The organism is Actinoallomurus liliacearum, assembly GCF_039542035.1.
Taxonomy (GTDB): domain Bacteria; phylum Actinomycetota; class Actinomycetes; order Streptosporangiales; family Streptosporangiaceae; genus Actinoallomurus; species Actinoallomurus liliacearum.
Genome location: NZ_BAABHJ010000005.1, coordinates 622,996 through 638,048, shown reverse-complemented (window position 1 = coordinate 638,048; position 15,053 = coordinate 622,996). Strand labels below are relative to the sequence as shown.

At 69.0% G+C, this 15,053-nt stretch carries 15 protein-coding genes and 1 pseudogene; 3 read left to right on the top strand and 13 right to left on the bottom strand.

Going from position 1 to position 15,053, the window contains the following annotated elements; translation table 11 throughout:
* Nucleotides 1-130 precede the first annotated feature (130 nt).
* Both ABD978_RS10800 and ABD978_RS10795 read left to right on the top strand, forming a co-directional pair.
* On the top strand, nucleotides 131-1,906 hold the full coding sequence (locus tag ABD978_RS10800) for an ABC transporter ATP-binding protein (RefSeq protein ID WP_345352398.1): 1,776 nt from the start codon (nucleotides 131-133) through the stop codon (nucleotides 1,904-1,906).
* The gene (locus ABD978_RS10795; RefSeq protein WP_345352396.1) at nucleotides 1,903-3,717 is read left to right on the top strand and encodes an ABC transporter ATP-binding protein; all 1,815 of its coding nucleotides are present in this window, start codon (nucleotides 1,903-1,905) and stop codon (nucleotides 3,715-3,717) included. Before ABD978_RS10800 ends, ABD978_RS10795 begins: the two co-directional genes overlap by 4 nt.
* 156 nt (nucleotides 3,718-3,873) lie before the next feature.
* On the opposite strand, the gene ABD978_RS10790 is transcribed toward ABD978_RS10795, so the two are convergent.
* The gene (locus ABD978_RS10790) at nucleotides 3,874-4,536 is read right to left on the bottom strand and encodes a maleylpyruvate isomerase N-terminal domain-containing protein (protein ID WP_345352393.1); all 663 of its coding nucleotides are present in this window, start codon (nucleotides 4,534-4,536) and stop codon (nucleotides 3,874-3,876) included.
* 89 nt (nucleotides 4,537-4,625) lie between these two features.
* The gene (locus ABD978_RS10785) at nucleotides 4,626-5,072 is read right to left on the bottom strand and encodes a lamin tail domain-containing protein (RefSeq protein ID WP_345352390.1); all 447 of its coding nucleotides are present in this window, start codon (nucleotides 5,070-5,072) and stop codon (nucleotides 4,626-4,628) included.
* 153 nt (nucleotides 5,073-5,225) lie between these two features.
* Here ABD978_RS10785 and ABD978_RS10780 point away from each other — a divergent pair, with 153 nt between their 5' ends.
* Entirely contained in the window at nucleotides 5,226-6,089 is an 864-nt protein-coding gene (locus ABD978_RS10780; RefSeq protein ID WP_345352387.1) for a DMT family protein, read from the top strand.
* A 9-nt stretch (nucleotides 6,090-6,098) separates the two neighbouring features.
* Here ABD978_RS10780 and ABD978_RS10775 read toward each other — a convergent pair whose 3' ends face one another.
* The 11 genes and pseudogenes from ABD978_RS10775 to ABD978_RS10725 all read right to left on the bottom strand — a co-directional run bounded on the left by ABD978_RS10775 (nucleotide 6,099) and on the right by ABD978_RS10725 (nucleotide 15,014).
* On the bottom strand, nucleotides 6,099-6,353 hold the full coding sequence (locus ABD978_RS10775; RefSeq protein ID WP_345352384.1) for a DUF4236 domain-containing protein: 255 nt from the start codon (nucleotides 6,351-6,353) through the stop codon (nucleotides 6,099-6,101).
* A gap of 184 nt (nucleotides 6,354-6,537) precedes the next feature.
* Nucleotides 6,538-6,696, bottom strand: coding sequence for a hypothetical protein (locus ABD978_RS10770; protein WP_345352381.1), 159 nt, complete (start codon nucleotides 6,694-6,696; stop codon nucleotides 6,538-6,540).
* A gap of 312 nt (nucleotides 6,697-7,008) precedes the next feature.
* Nucleotides 7,009-7,173, bottom strand: coding sequence for a hypothetical protein (locus tag ABD978_RS10765; RefSeq protein ID WP_345352378.1), 165 nt, complete (start codon nucleotides 7,171-7,173; stop codon nucleotides 7,009-7,011).
* 1,214 nt (nucleotides 7,174-8,387) lie between these two features.
* Nucleotides 8,388-9,161, bottom strand: coding sequence for a dienelactone hydrolase family protein (locus ABD978_RS10760; protein ID WP_345352375.1), 774 nt, complete (start codon nucleotides 9,159-9,161; stop codon nucleotides 8,388-8,390).
* A 195-nt stretch (nucleotides 9,162-9,356) separates the two neighbouring features.
* A complete protein-coding gene (locus ABD978_RS10755) occupies nucleotides 9,357-10,076 on the bottom strand; it encodes an HD domain-containing protein (RefSeq protein WP_345352372.1) in 720 nt (239 codons plus the stop codon).
* Nucleotides 10,077-10,439: 363 nt separating this feature from the next.
* Nucleotides 10,440-11,009, bottom strand: coding sequence for a hypothetical protein (locus ABD978_RS10750; protein ID WP_345352369.1), 570 nt, complete (start codon nucleotides 11,007-11,009; stop codon nucleotides 10,440-10,442).
* Between the two features lie 26 nt (nucleotides 11,010-11,035).
* Nucleotides 11,036-11,953, bottom strand: a complete 918-nt coding sequence (locus ABD978_RS10745; RefSeq protein ID WP_425550691.1) for an IS5 family transposase — start codon at nucleotides 11,951-11,953, stop codon at nucleotides 11,036-11,038.
* Nucleotides 11,954-12,215: 262 nt separating this feature from the next.
* Nucleotides 12,216-13,580, bottom strand: a complete 1,365-nt coding sequence (locus tag ABD978_RS10740; protein ID WP_345352366.1) for a helix-turn-helix domain-containing protein — start codon at nucleotides 13,578-13,580, stop codon at nucleotides 12,216-12,218.
* A complete protein-coding gene (locus tag ABD978_RS10735) occupies nucleotides 13,570-13,896 on the bottom strand; it encodes a hypothetical protein (RefSeq protein ID WP_345352363.1) in 327 nt (108 codons plus the stop codon). Before ABD978_RS10735 ends, ABD978_RS10740 begins: the two co-directional genes overlap by 11 nt.
* Nucleotides 13,897-13,909: 13 nt before the next feature.
* Nucleotides 13,910-14,026, bottom strand: a pseudogene (locus ABD978_RS10730) (peptide-methionine (S)-S-oxide reductase MsrA); the annotation flags it as partial.
* A gap of 19 nt (nucleotides 14,027-14,045) precedes the next feature.
* A complete protein-coding gene (locus ABD978_RS10725; RefSeq protein ID WP_345352360.1) occupies nucleotides 14,046-15,014 on the bottom strand; it encodes a Fic family protein in 969 nt (322 codons plus the stop codon).
* Between the last annotated feature and the right edge of the window lie 39 nt (nucleotides 15,015-15,053).

Genomic DNA, 15,053 nt, shown 5'->3' with positions numbered 1-15,053 from the left:
CGTTGCCCGCCGTGGCCGCCCTCTGTTGTACTCCCCGCGTACGAGCAGTCGACCGAGGAGATGGTCATGCGTCCTGCGTACGTGTCCACCCAGCAGGCAATCGCCACCTACGCTAAGGACACGACGCCACGTGCGACCATCGACCCGACCGGCGCGGAGAGACGCCGGTAACCCCACTTCGACCACCGTCCTGGGCTGCCTTCGCCCGGGACCTCGCGCGACCGCGGCCCTGGCCGCCGCCGTCACGGCGGCGACCGCGCTCCCGCTCGCCGCGCCGCAGCTCACCCGGCGCTTCGTCGACGACGCAATCGGCGGCGCGAGCACCCGCCATCTGATGTTCGTCGCCGTCGGCTACCTGGCCCTCACCGTCGCCGGGCAGGGCGCCCGTACCCTCACCGCCTGGCTGGCGAGCCGCCTGGCCTGGGACGGCACCAACCGCCTCCGCGAGAGGCTGGCCGAGCACGCGCTCGGCCTCGACCTGGGCTTCCACGGACGCCGTACGCCCGGCGAGCTGATCGAACGGGTCGACGGCGACGTCGTCGCCATCGCCGAGTTCGTCGTCGCCTTCCTGCTGGACGTCGTCGCCGGCGCCCTGCTCCTGGCGGGCGTGCTCGTCGTCATGCTGTCCGTGGAGCCGCGCGTCGGCGCCCTGCTCCTCGCGTACTGCGCGGCGATCGGGCTCGCGATGGCCCAGGCGCAACGGCTGGCCGTGCCGGCGGCCGCCCGCTCCCGCGCGAAGTACGCCGCGCTGTTCGGCGACATCGAGGAGCGGCTGGCCGGCCTCGAGGACATCCGCGCCAACGGCGCCGGCGAGCACGCCGTACGTCGCGTGCACCGGGCCAGTGGCCGGAAGTACCGCGCGGAGTTCCGGTCCGAGCGCATCGGCAGCGGCCTGCTCGCGGGCACGTCGGTGGCCTTCGCGGCGGGCACGGCGCTGGTGCTCGCGCTGGCCGCGTGGGCCCGCCAGTCCGGGACGCTCACCGTCGGCACCGCCGTGCTGCTGTTCCAGTACACGCAGATGGTACGGACGCCGTTCGAGCGGTTGATCGACCAGTTGCGGCAGTACCAGGCGGCCCTGGCGGGCGTCGCCCGCGTCCGGGACCTGCTGTCCCAACGCCGTACGCTGCCGGAACCCGCCGATCCGCGACCGCTGCCGGCGTCCGGCCCGCTCGACCTGCGGTTCGACCGCGTCGACTTCGCGTACGCCGACGACGACGCGCCGGTGCTGTCCGGAATCGACCTGACGCTGGCACCGGGCGAGACGCTCGGCCTGGTCGGCCGTACGGGCAGCGGCAAGACCACTATCGCCCGGCTCGTCCTGCGCCTGTACGACCCGACCGGAGGCACTGTGCGGGTCGGCGGGCTGGACCTGCGACACGCCGACCCGGACTCCGTACGGCGGCGGATCGGCGTGGTCACCCAGGACGTGCAGTTGTTCACCGCGAGCGTGCGGGACAACCTGACGCTGTTCCGCCCGGCGCTCGCCGACGACCGGCGGCTGCGCGACATCCTCGCGGAGGTCGGCCTCGGCGCCTGGCTGGCCGACCTGCCCGACGGCCTCGACACCGCACTGGGCGGCGACGCGGTCGGCGTCTCAGCCGGTGAGGCGCAGCTCCTGGCGTTCGCCCGGACGTTGCTCACCGATCCGGGGCTCGTGGTGCTGGACGAGGCGTCCAGCCGGCTCGACCCGGCGACCGAACGGCGCATCGAGGAGGTCGTCGACCGGCTTCTCGCCGACCGTACCGGCGTGCTCATCGCGCACCGGCTGTCCTCCCTGGCGCGGGTGGACGTCGTCGCGGTGGTCGACGGCGGCCGGATCGTCGAGTTCGGCCGCCGGGAGGAACTGGCGGCCGACCCCGGCAGCCGGTTCGCGCGGCTGCTGAGCGCGGCGGGGGTGGCGCGATGAGGCCCGTGCCGACCGTGATGGCCGGCCTCGCCCGCTCCTCCGGGCTGGGCCGGTACGTCCTCGGCGGCCTGCTGTGGCTGCCGACCTACCTGTTCCCCATCGGCGGCGGCCTGCTGCTGAAACGGCTGTTCGACCAGCTCAGCGGGCATCGGGCCGCCGACCTTCGGGACGCGCTGTGGCTCTGCGCCGCGTTCGTCGGGCTGGAGGTGGTCCGCGGCCTGAACCTCGTCACCGCGTGGGCGTACGGGGTGTACTGGTGGGAGGCCGCGGCGACCACGCTGCGCGTCAACGTGCTGCGCTCGATCCTCACCGCCCGCGGTACGGCCGCGACCCGGCTGCCGCATTCGTCGGGTGAGGCGCTGGCCCGGCTGCGCGACGACGTGGACGACCTCGTCCAGGTCACCGACGACCTGGTGGACCTGGCCGGCACCGCGCTGTTCGGCGTCACCGCATTGGTGATCATGGCGGCGATCGACCCCGTCGTGACGCTGGCGCTCGTACTGCCGATGCTCGCCGCCGGGGTGCTCAGCCGGCTGCTCGGCACGGTGATCCGGCGGCTGCACCGGCGCGCCCGGCGGCTGGGCGCGGTCGTGACGGCCCACATCGGCGACGCGTTCGCGGGCATCCTGGCGATCAAGACGGCCGGGGCCGAGGACGCGGTGCTGGCGCGTCTCCGCGCGCACAACCGCCGGCGGCGGGACGCCGCCGTCCGGGACCGGCTGGCGACCGACCTGCTGGAGACGGTGACGGGCGCGACCGTGGAGATCGGCATGGGCCTCGTCCTGCTCATCGCCGCCCCCGCGATGCACCACGGGACCTTCACCGTGGGCGATCTGGCGCTCTTCACCGGCTATCTCGGCTGGCTGACCGCGCTGCCGCGCTCCCTCGGCACGTTCCTGTACCGCCTGCCGCAGGGCGCCGTCGCCGCCGAACGCCTCGGCCGGCTCATGGCGCCGCACGAGGACGTCCGCGACCTGGCGCGGGTGAGCGGCGTCTGGTTCCGCCGGGAGCCGCCACCGGTCCGGACACCGCCGCCGCACCCCGACCCGCTGCAGGTCGCCGAGGGCCGCGGGCTCACCGTGCGGTACGGCGGCGGCCGCGGCCTGGACGCCGTCGACCTGCGGATCGAACGCGGCTCGTTCACCGTGCTCACCGGTGCCGTCGGGGCCGGCAAGACCACCCTCGTACGGGCGCTGCTCGGGCTCGTGCCCCTGGACGCCGGGACGATCACCTGGAACGGCCGGCCCGTCGACGACCCGGGGACGTACCTGGTCCCCGGCCGGGTCGCGTACGCGAGCCAGCTCCCCCGGCTGTTCTCCGACTCGCTCCGGGAGAACCTCCTGCTCGGCGCGGCCGACGACCGGCTCACCACCGCGATCGAGCTCGCCGCCTTCGACGCGGACGTGGCGGACATGCCGGACGGCTTGGACACGCTCGTCGGTCCCCGGGGCGTATGGCTGTCCGGCGGCCAGGTGCAACGGGCCACGGCCGCCCGGGCCCTCGTACGGGCGCCGGACCTGCTCGTCGTCGACGACCTGTCCTCCGCGCTGGACGTCGAGACCGAACGGCTGCTGTGGGAACGGATCGCTGGCGCCGCCCGGGACGGCCGCGGACCGGCGACGCTGCTGGTCGTCTCGCATCGCCGCGCGGCTCTCGAACGAGCGGACCGAATCGTGGTCCTCGACCGCGGCCGCGTCGTCGGCCAGGGCCCGCTCGATCGACTGCTGGCGGACTGCCCGGAGATGCGCCGCCTGTGGACGGGCGACCTCCTCGCCGAGGCCGAGGAGCAGTCGGACACCACCGTCCGCTGATCCAGACGGCGGGTCGCGGATGGCGGATCCGGCGACGGCGGGCGCTGGGTCGCGGCGAACGGACGGCGGAAACCGCGATGGCCGGCGGTGCGTCGCGGCGAACGGACGGTGGATTTCCGGGACGGCGGTGCGGTGGGCACCGGCCCACCGCCCGCCTCAGCCGAAGACGGGAAAGAGCTCGGCCGCCGGGCCGAGGGACTCCCGCTCCGCGGCGGTGAGCGGCGTACGCCCGGTGCCCGCCCGCACGTAGTGGGCGTCGTCCCAGTCCTGCGCCACCGGCCGGCCGATGAGCCCGTCCAGCACGTCCCGTACGAGACGGAGCACCGGAGGTGCGGGCGGCGGGCCGGGCAGGTGCGCCGTGAGGTCGAGCTGGTGCACGCCCGCCTCCACCGCCAGCGTCGCCAGCAGGTCGCCGACCGTCAGCGTGTGCCCCTGAGTGGCGACGAGTTCGTCGCCTTCGAACCGGCGCGCGTGGACGAGCACGGCGCGCGCCGTCTCCGCGTACAGGTCCGCCAGCGGGCGGATGCCCGACCAGACGCTCGCCATGATCCGGGTGTTGCGCCGCGAGAGATCGGCGTCGGGGTCTCCCGGCCGCCACGCCCGCCAGTAGGTGACGGCGTCCACGTCCGCCGGCCCGGTCGCCGGGGTCCCGAGCGCCACCAGCGCCCGCTGCGCGTCCCCCAGCAGATGGAACACCAGATCACGCGCTGCCCAGCCCGCGCACCCGGTGGGCCGCCAGGCCGCGTCGTCATCCAGCTTCTCGACCAGGGCTATCAGGTCGCTGTACGCGACCTCGAGGACAGAAGTCGGATTCGCCATGCGCCGCAGTATCGCAGCGGCCGGAACGTTGAGCACTGGCGTTCGGCGCCGATAGAGCACCGCGATCGCCAGTGATCAGTCGACTCGTCTCAGCAGTACCGGGAACTGCCCGACGAACCCCAGGAGCACTTGTCGATCAAAGAGCCGGAGGGGCTGCGCAGGTAGGCGGTGTCGCCGGTGTTGTTCCAGACGTAGGCCCGCCGGCCCCAGTAGCGGTTCTTCGTCGTGTCCGTACCCCTGCCGGTGTGGACATAGACGGTCTTCCGGGCGCCCAGCCGGAAACTGCCGAACGTGTACGTGTATCCGGTCCGGTCGCGCAGCTTCCAGCCGGTGAGGGAACGGGAAGTCGAGCCACGGTTGATGATCTGGACCCACTCGGCGTTCAGGCTCGTGTTGCTCCGGTTATCGGAGCCCGGGGAGTCGTAGTAGACCCGGTAGATCTGAACGGACGAGGCCGCCTGGGCGGGAAGTGCCGAGAAGAGGGTTGCCGTTACCGCGAGCGCTGCCGTGATTCCAGCGAAGTGACGTGACTTCATGGCGTGATCATAGTTATACGTCCCGAAACAACCGAGATGACCAGCCAGTAGGAAATGGCCCGATAAGGCCCAATCAGCGGGACAACCATGGCCTCCTGACCCGCGTCGCGGTCGGAGCGGACAGGCCGCTCGGTCGGGCCGTAGGCTCGGGGGATGGTCTGGAGTCTGCTCGGGGCGATCGCCGCCGCGATCTGTTTCGGAACCGGGAGCGTGCTGCAGGCCCTCGCCGCGCGCACGACGCCGACGGGTGCGGGCGTCGATCCACGGCTGCTGGTCCGCCTCATCCGGCGGCTCCCGTTCCTGGTCGGCACGGCGCTGGATCTCCTGGGCTTCGTCGCCGAACTGGCGGCGCTGCGGTCCCTGCCGCTGTTCGTCGTGCAGGCGGTGATCGCCGCCAACCTGGCGGTCACCGCGGTCGTCGCCGCCTGGGTCCTGCACATCCGGCTGTCCGCCCGCGAGTGGGGCGCGGTCGCCGCGGTCTGCGTCGGGCTGGCGCTGCTCGGCCTGGCCGCCGGCCACGAGAACCCGGCATCGGTGAGCCTGGCGTTCCGGCTCGCGCTGCTCGGCTGCGCCGTCGCGATGGCGGTGGCGGGCCTCGCGGCCGGACGCCTGCGCGGAGAGACCCGGTCGGCCGTGCTCGGATTCGTCGCGGGCCTGGGGTTCGGTTTCGTGGCCATCGGCGCGCGGGTGCTGGTGAGCCTGTCCCCGCTCGACCTCCTGCGCGACCCGGCGACGTACGTCGTGGCGGGCGGCGGCCTGTCGGCGTTCCTGTTCTTCGCCACCGCGCTGCAGCGCGGCTCGGTGACCACGACCACCGCCGCGATGGTCGTGGCCGAGACCGTGGTGCCGGCACTGGTCGGAGTGTTCCTCCTCGGCGACGGCACCCGTCACGGGTACGCCTGGAGCGCCGTGCTGGGCTTCCTGATCGCCGTCGCGGGCACACTCGCCCTCGCCCGCTTCGGCGAGCCCGCCGTGGAGACGGCCGAGACCACTCCTACGCCGACGTCCCTGCGCTGAACTCCGCGATCACCGATGCTCGACGCGGTCCCGCCTGCGGGACTTGTTCTGCTTCCAGGACAGCGGACCGGGCAGGTCGACTCGGTGCGCCCGGGACCGGGAGTTCCACGACCAGCGGCCGATTTTGATGCTCCAGGAAGAGAAACCGTGCTCGGTGAAATTGAGGATCAGCGGTCCGAACTTCTGCCGCTTGCGGAACATCACGCCCATCGCCGCGCTCCCCTTCATGCCTTGTAGGTAGGTGTGCCAGCAGATGCCCGCCATGCCCGATACCAAACTTCCCGCACTTCAGGCCGATGGAAGTCGGCCAAGGCACGAAAGAGGTGATTACCCTAAGTACAAGCCCGGTTAAAAAAGGCAGCCCCCCGGGTGGGGGGCTGCCGTCGAGCTGAAGGGGGCTCGCTGTCAGTACGACTCACCCGCAGGGGATGGTCGCGACCGCCAGCGGCTAGTTGTGGCTGTGGCGGACGTTCTCGTCCGCGGTCTCCTGGTCCTCGCCGGCCTGCTGACGGGCCTCGGAGAGGTGGCCCTCCGTGATCACGACGTCCCGCCGCGAGTCCCCGCTGGCAACCTGGTTCGCCTTGGACTCCTGCCAGTTCTTGGCCATCTGATGCTCCATTTGTCTGGCCCCGCAAAGCGTGGGCTTGAACTCTGGTCACATGGGACTGTTCCGACCGCTCTCCGAACGGCATTGTGCTGTCGCTCACACGACCAACGGCCGTTCGAAACGAGGTGCCGCCATGCCCGATGCCAAACTTCCCGCACTTCAGGCCGATGAAAGTCGAGACACGAAGGAGGGTGATTACCCTACGTACACTCCTGTGAAAAGAAAGCAGCCCCCCAGAGGGGGGCTGCTATTGAGCCAGAGCGGCTCGCTGTCAACGTGGACTCACCCGCGTGGGATGGTCCTCACCGACAGCTAGTTGTGCGTGCCGCCGGTGTTGCGCCAGGCCTTCTGGCGCGTCTCGCCGGTGCCGTCCTGACGGGCCCGCGTGAGGCCGAGCCGCGTGTCGCTGGCCGGCTGCTTCTGCGACCCGCTGGGCTGCTGCTTGGCCTTGGAGGCCTTCCAGTCCTTGGCGACCATGTGATGCTCCTTTTGTCGGGCCCTGTGAAAAGGGCTCGGACTCTAGTCAGGAGGGACTGTGCCGACCGCTCTCCGAGCGGCATCGTGCTGTTGATCACACGACCCGCCGACGTTCGCAACGACGTCAAGGTCGGGGTGCGCAGCGTTGGCGGGATTCGGTCAACGCGTTGCACTGGCCGCCGTTCGTACATAGAACCCGGATATCGGTTGGACTCCAAGTGTCCTTCACTGACGGGAGGGTGGCATGACCCACTCCGACAAGGCACTGAGCAGACGAGCCCTGCTCCGCGCGGGCTTAGGCGGTGCGGCCGTGGTCAGCGGCCTGGCCGTGTCGTCGCGGCCGGCAGAGGCCACGCAGGTCGCCGGGCTGAATTGGGGAGCCTGGTGGCCGGTCTGCGGCCGGACGACCCGGACACCCGACTTGGGAAACTGCGGGCAGGCGCGCCAGCCCGAGATCGCCAACGAGCTTGCGGGCACCGGCCTCCCGCCCCAAGGCAGGACACCGGCCACCGATCGCGCCCGACCATCCCGTTGATTCACATGTATTCAACGATCGCTGACCACCACCACAGCCCTTGGAGTCATTAATCCAGGAGCGAAGTAACACGGTCATACCGAAAAACTCCACCCTCGATATCGCACGTAATGCCAGAGGGATCGCTGGAGAGCGAGGGTATGGGACAAAGATCTTCGTCGGCGGTACGACGGGGGAGCCTTGGGACATCCGCGATCGTCGGCGCGCCCGGCCGGGGCGGTCGTGGAACCGCCCGCGACGTGTCCTGCGACTCGCGCTGCCGGGGCGGTTGCGGAACCGCCTGCGACGCCGCGAAGGCGGGCGCCGCAACTCCCACGGTCATGGTCGCCAGCACCGTGCCCGCCAGAGCTATCATTTTAAGCCTCACATGTCCCCCTTAGGTGTGAGCGGTAGCAGGCCGGCGGCTTGCTACCTGCATTGCCACGCGTTTTGCTGATTACCCAAGAAATTCGGCCTCCGCCCAGGTAAGTATCGCTCTTGCCGAAGAATCTAGGCCGGCTTCACAATCAGCTACACGCCACCTCTAGCACCAATCTGGACTTCCATTCGATAACGACGGATCACGCAAAAGCCACATATCCATCGCGAATCGATCTGCGACGGCTCTACCCGACATCGCCCTCGCGTGGGACGGCGGTATCGGCGTCCGGCGCGGAGCCGGACGCCGATACCGGTCAGGTCAGGCCGGTGACGTGCCGGCCCGGCCGAGATGCCGGACCAAGAACTCGTCGTCGACCCCGACCCAGCGCATCCTGCGATGGGTGCCGGGGTTGGCGAGCAACGTCTTGTCCTCAGAGGCGAATGCGTCGAACAACGCGAGGACGGATTGGCGACCGACGTACTCTTCGTCCCACGGAAGCAGGAACTGGACCGGGACGGTGATCCGCCTCGCCGCCTCGAGCAGGGCCTCGTGAGCGAAGAACCCGCCGCCGAAGATCGCGGCGCTGATCCTGGGCTCGACCGCCGTCAGCGGGATTCCGATCGCGGTGCCCAACGACATGCCGCCCCCGTAGCCGATCGGCGCTTCGGCGCCGATCTCGGGCAGTTCCTGCAGGGCGTCCAGGGTCGCCTGCCATTCCGGTACGGCACGCTCAGCGAGTGAGTTGCTGTAGCGGACGCTGATCGACTCGAAGCGCTCGATCTCGCCTGCCGCCACGGCCTGCTGAATGTCGGCGCGGGCCTGCTCGTCCTCCGCCATACGCGGGCGGTCGCCGTGTCCGGGCGCATCGATGGCGACCACGGTGAAACCCCACCTGGTCACGGTGTCGTGGGCGCGGGCCATGAGTCCCGGCGTCTTCTTGTGCAGGCCGCCACCGTGACCCATCAGCACCAGCGGGGCATGGTCGGAGCCGGATACGGGCGACCAGAGCACGCCGGGAACCTCGCCCACCATGAAGTCGCGTTCGACGACACCGTTCGACGATGTCTCCGCGGTGAAACGCACAGAATGCATAGGTGTTGCCTTTCGGGAATGCCTCGTTGTCCAGGCGCTCCCGGCGACCCCTACGTCAATCGCCCAACCGTGACAACGAGGGGGAGCACCCACCTGCGTACAACGTTCATGGGTCTCACCTCCTGGCGTGGTCTCACGGCTTCGGGAGAAGCTATCAACCCGAACGCGGCCCCGCCAACCCGTTTTCGCGCCGCCCTACCAGCGCTCGCCGGGCCCTCGGAGAATGGCGGTGAACCGTTGGTCGGCGCGGTCGAGTTGGCCGATGATGTGCAGCCTGACCTGGGCCGCCAGCGGGGTGTCGGGGCGGTTGACGAGTTCCTTCAGCTCGGGGACGAGCGGGCGGTACTTCATGGCGAGCTTGCGGAGCTTCGGGCCGGTGGTGTGAACGAGCCCGACACCGTTGTCGGTGAAGTCGGACACCTTGATGACGCGGGCCGCAGGGTGACGGTCCAGGCTGGTGACGACGTGCGCTCGATACTGGGCGTGAACGTCACGGGTCCGGTCGTACGCCGGATTCGTCACAGCACGTACGAGCTCGGCGACGCGTGGACCGAACTCCGCGGACAGGACACCCAAGGCGGCCTCGGTGGAGTCCTCATGGCCATCCCCCGCCAATTCGACGGGATGGTCCTCGACGGAGTCGTGCAGGAGAGAGGCGACGATGATGTCGACGTCGTCCACCTCGTAGTGGCACATCACCCGCAGCGCCACGCGCAGCAGATGGTTGACCACCGGTTCGCGCACCCGCCGATCCTGGCGGTGGAGGTCGCTCGCCAGCGCGAGCGCCTTGTTGAGCCGACGCCAGTCCGGCTCGGCGAACCGTTCGATCTCGCGGGAGAACCGGTCGCGCAAGCCGGCCTCGCCGTACACCTCGGTGATCGTGTGCAGTGGCAGCGTCTGCAGGTAACTGGGCACCGTGCTCCCATCTCACGGGGCGGTGCCCCCACCGGGGAGCATCGGCCGTCCCGTGTACAAATGGGACGCCGCAGAAGATCAACAGGTTCCGGACCGAACCGGCGTACCGAATGCTCGGCGACCGCAGCCCAGGACGACGGCAAAAGCCTTCATATCGGCACCACGGGCGGGCCTTTGCCGAGCATCCGGTACGACCTTCCTGTTTTGCCGCGAGGGTCTCTTCCAGGAGGTCGCGCTCGATCTGCCGCTCCACCACAGCCTGTGCATCCCAGGGGTTTTCCCGGAGCTCGATGAGACGGTCCAGCAGTGGCCCGATGACCAGCTGATGACTGAAAGCGGACCGGTGCTGTTACCCGATGTTCCTCACCCGCGCTGCGCGGCGGCGTTCAGCAACTCCGCGACGAGGTCGAGATCGTCGAATGTGACATCCGCACCGGCTGCGTTACGTATCCAGTGGAGCGTTTCCTGGCGCCGGCGTACGAACCAGAGGTCGACATGGAGCGCGATGTCGTATGCAACCGCGGCGTCGACGGCACGGATCTGAGCCAGCGAGGCAGGCCGTGTCGCCTCGTCAAAGGTGAGGCGGACGATATCGAGCAGGTCGGTGCCGTGTTTGTCGGCAGATCGGTTCATCACTGCCTGGAGTTTCATTGCGATCAGCGGGCCCGATTCGGCGACCGGCGTGATGACCTCGACCCGCTCGCCGTTCGTACGGATCACTTCGATGGTGAGATCTGTTGCGGTGTCGTTGGCCCAGGCGTGTGCCGAAGCATGGAGGCGATCACCCGGGTCGTCGCTGGGCTGGTCAAGTTCTGCCTGCCGGACTTCGAGCACGTCGACCTTCACTGCGCCGTACGGGGTGGGCAGTAGGACCGCCGCCGGTTCAACTGGCTTGGCACCGTCGGCCGCGCGGAGCACCTCAAGATGAGGCACGCCGCCGACCAGACGATCGACGACGTCTAGGGCCTGTCTCGAAGTGAGTGGAGCCATTCGTTGATGGCGGTGATGTGGATGGTGGCCTCGTAGCGGACGGCGAGCTTGTCGTATCTGGTCGCGACGGCCCGGTTGCGTTTGAGCCGGTTGATGCCGCACTCGACCGCGTGACGCTGCCGGTACAAGACCAGATCGAAGGCGGGTGGCCGGCCGCCCTTGGACCCTTTGCGGCGCCGGGCTGCGTCCTGGTCGGCCTTGCTGGGGATCGTGGCTTTGATTCCGCGTCGGCGCAGGTGAGCGCGGTTGGCGCGGGAGGTGTAGGCCTTGTCGGCCAGGACCCGGTCCGGCCTGGTCCGGGGTCGGCCCCTGCCCAGCCGGGGCACGCTGATGGCGGCCAGGACTCCGATGAACTGCGGACTGTCCCCGCGCTGGCCGCCGGTCACCACGATCGACATCGGCTTTTGGCCTTGCTCACAGCTCAGGTGCAGCTTGGTGGTCAACCCGCCGCGTGAGCGGCCCAGCGCGTGATCTGCCGGCTCGTCGGCCAGGCCGCCGCCTGGAGGCTCGTTCTGCTCCTCGAGGCGGGTGCGGGCCCCGGCGGCGTGCTGGTGGGCCCGGGCGATCGTGGAGTCCACGCTGACATCCCAGGTGATCAAACCGGCCGCATCAGCTCGTGCTTGGAGCCCGGTGAGGATCCGCTGCCAGACTCCCGCCCGCTGCCAGCGGCGGAACAATCCATAGACCGCTTGCCAGGAGCCGTAACACTCCGGGACATCCCGCCAGGGCGCCCCGACGCGGACCCGCCAGCGGATCCCATCGATGAGCTGGCGTTTCGTCCACTTCGACGGCCGACCTGGCCGGGTGGGCACGGGCAGCAGGGGCTCCAGCCGCGCCCATTGCGCATCGGTCAGGTCGAACCGCCTCGTCACCGCTAGGGTGGCCACGAGGCCTCCGGTTACAGGTTCTGCTTGGTCGCTGAACCACCTACCGGAGGCCTCGCTACTTATCGATCACGACACGCCGTCATCCGGACACAAGCCGCACTTCGAGACAGGCCCTAGGTCGACCGTGGCACGATAGGGACTCGACAAGCGCGACAGGACCGCGAGCCCACCGACGATGACGGGTGGCTGGCCGATGAGCGTACGGACCTCGATGACACCCTGGACGACTGCGGCCATCGCATCGCCCACGAAGGTGACGCGGCTACCAGACACGAGTCCACCGATCATCAGGAGTCCAGGCGGCGAGGATCTCGCGGCCCCGGCCAACGTCCTGGGCCAGATCCAGCGCGACGAACAGCGGATGCGCGAGAGGCCACTCAAGCGCGTTCGTCTCCAGGTTGATTCTCCCCTGCACGACCGCGGGCACGGGGGCAGCGCGCACTGTGGCCCGTGCGTGCGAGGTGCCGCCGGCGGTTCCGAGCAGAGTCGTCGCACGCCGGACGACAGAGTGATCGGGCACGTAGAAATCGAGCACCTGATCAGAGCGAAATGCCAAGGGTGCACCGTAGGCGACCGCAGCAGCGGAGTCGGTCAACGCCCACCCGGACATGTGCTCGACATCATCGAGGCCGAGTCGCAGCGGGGCGGTCAAGCTCGCCTCACCGGGCATCGGCGGCCGGGCGAGATAGGTCCGTGAAGTGGGCCATCGGTCGGCAACCTGCCAGAACAGCTGCGAACCGGTGACCGCGTTGCCAGGATCGATGAGGTTGTCCTGCCGTAGAGCGGCAAGGACCTCGGAGACCGTACTGGGTGATCGCCCCAGTTCGCGTGCCAGTTGGCGTACCACCACCGCTCGCTCGGGATGCATCAGCAGTGCTGTCGCGACCTCCAGCCCCGCCTTGCCGCTCAGTGCGCCGGTGCGCCCGGCCCGCTCTTTCACCGGCTCAACCTCGGCGTCGATCACGAGGCGGTCCGTACGGAGTGCCAGCCGACCCCGCAAGTCGAGGTAGCCCGCACGCCGGGATGTCAGCACCGCGCGCGCCACATCGGTCACCCGGTCGGCGACCACTAGGAGAGCCGCATCTCGCTGCATCGTCTCCAACAGCAGCCGCTCCGCCACATCGTCGGTCACCAAAGCGCGATATTTCACCTGGACCTTGAACCCGATACCGTCCGGGTCCAGCACGAGATCGGCACCACAATCGGATGCGTCAACAGGCAGTCGGGCGTCGATGCCCAACTGCGCGAAGGCGTCGACGGCCAGAGCCGCAGGATCCATGCAGTCCAGCATTCCAAGCGTTCGCTGTTCGGTCAATACCGAACAGCGAACGCTGGGTGCCGCAGGAGCGCGATCACGCTCCTGAGCGTCATCGTGATGTGTCGATCGGCTCAGGACCGAAGTGACATCACACCATCTCCACGCTTTGAGCGGATTGACACTCCGTACCGGCTCGCCGGTCAACGAGGCGAGCCGGTCGGCATCGATGAAGCGCAGGCCCAGCGGAGTGGCGATCACGTAGACGCGCCATCCCGCCGCCTGAGCAAGAAGCACCAGGTCCTCAACGTCCGAGGCCACAGAAGCCGCACAGACGACCACATAGAGGACCCTGCCGGCTTCAGGGTTCACGCGATGTGCCCTGATGCTCATCGCCTGTGTCGAAGAACGTGGTGAGGTAGTCGTCGGGTCCCAGGCCGCTTCGCCGGATCAGCGAGAAGACCTCGGCACCGTCCGTGATCAGGTTCTCGTCGCCGATGAAGAACGCCTGGGCCAGATCGGTGTACTCGCCACCACACGTTGCCGCGTAGTCACGCGCTTCGGTCTCCGCCTTCTCGATCGCCGCGCCGAAGGACGCCGCGCGCCAGACGGTGATGCTCTCCTCGTACGCCGTATTCTGCGGCCAGCGGATGACGCAACGGACTCCGTACCAGCCCGGCCTGTCCACGTCCGTCCGCTGCCTACTCGGCGCGGGCGACGCCCACCGGGCAGGTGAGGCCGGTGCCGCCGACGCCGCAGTAGCCGTTCGGGTTCTTGGCGTCCGACAAGTACTGCTGGTGGTAGTCGTTTGCGGCGTAATCGTTCATCTTGAGCCAGTCAGCTCCTTCGCTTGTAGCGGTTGGCCCGGTACTGGTCTACCCAGTTCTTATTGCTCCGCCAGATGCCGTCGTCCCCCTTGACCGCACGCAGCCGACCACGGATCGCAGCGACTCGCAACGCGTTCTCGCTGAGATCTGGCGCCGAGAGCGCCGCCAGAGGGACGAGACGTGCGGGTCCCGCCACCGCCGGGATGACGAACCTATGCAGGTTCGCGGTGACACTCCTGGCGATCAGTTCTCCGAGCGGGCCGTAATCGTCGGAGTCGGCTCGCCGCATGGCTTTGAGGTACCTTTCACGATCTCGCTTGTAGATGATCGCAGGCGGGTAGCCCAATCGGCCGAGCAGCAGATTGAGCAGGAGTCGGCCCGTTCTACCGTTTCCGTCCAGGAACGGATGGATGCGTTCGAAGGCGTTGTGTACACGCGCCAGTACTTCAGGGAACGGCGCTCCGCTCGGGTACCGCAAAGCGTTCACATCATCGGTCCACTGACGCATGAGGGAATCGATCTCGTTCCAGGCAGGCGGCTTCATGCCACCTGAGAACTGGGCGATCTCGTGTCGACGGAAGCAGCCCGGCCCCTCGGCATCGGTCGCGTGGGGGTGCGGGTCCACCGTCCATACCGGCGTCATCGCCATGTGATGTACCGAGCGCACCTCATGGAGTGTCAGCAGTTCGCCGTTGTTCCACTCCCCCGGTTCGAGCGCCTGTCCGTAGACCCAGTGCGCCGCGTCCGCGTAGCCGCGTACCTCCATGTAGTCGCGGAGGGGCTTGGAGCCTACGGCCTTGCCCTCCTCCAAGAGCCGCTCGACTTCCCGCAGAACGAGCGTGTTTCCCTCGATGGCGGTGCTGTTGTGCGCCTCTTGGTGCCAGATATCGGACCAGATGTCCTCTGCCTCAGCCGGTGTCGGCAGCCCGCCCAGCCGCTCGCGCAGCTCTGCTACGGCCTCTTCCAGCCGCTGATACACCGTGATACGCGATGGACGTCCCCGCGGCATAGCCGACCC

Excerpts from the sequence above, each read along its gene's own strand:
- ABD978_RS10795 (WP_345352396.1), top strand. The coding sequence starts at position 1,903 with ATGAGGCCCGTGCCGACCGTGATGGCCGGCCTCGCCCGCTCCTCCGGG.
- ABD978_RS10790 (WP_345352393.1), bottom strand. The coding sequence starts at position 4,536 with ATGGCGAATCCGACTTCTGTCCTCGAGGTCGCGTACAGCGACCTGATA.
- ABD978_RS10785 (WP_345352390.1), bottom strand. The coding sequence starts at position 5,072 with ATGAAGTCACGTCACTTCGCTGGAATCACGGCAGCGCTCGCGGTAACG.
- ABD978_RS10780 (WP_345352387.1), top strand. The coding sequence starts at position 5,226 with ATGGTCTGGAGTCTGCTCGGGGCGATCGCCGCCGCGATCTGTTTCGGA.
- ABD978_RS10775 (WP_345352384.1), bottom strand. The coding sequence starts at position 6,353 with ATGGCGGGCATCTGCTGGCACACCTACCTACAAGGCATGAAGGGGAGC.
- ABD978_RS10770 (WP_345352381.1), bottom strand. The coding sequence starts at position 6,696 with ATGGCCAAGAACTGGCAGGAGTCCAAGGCGAACCAGGTTGCCAGCGGG.
- ABD978_RS10765 (WP_345352378.1), bottom strand. The coding sequence starts at position 7,173 with ATGGTCGCCAAGGACTGGAAGGCCTCCAAGGCCAAGCAGCAGCCCAGC.
- ABD978_RS10760 (WP_345352375.1), bottom strand. The coding sequence starts at position 9,161 with ATGCATTCTGTGCGTTTCACCGCGGAGACATCGTCGAACGGTGTCGTC.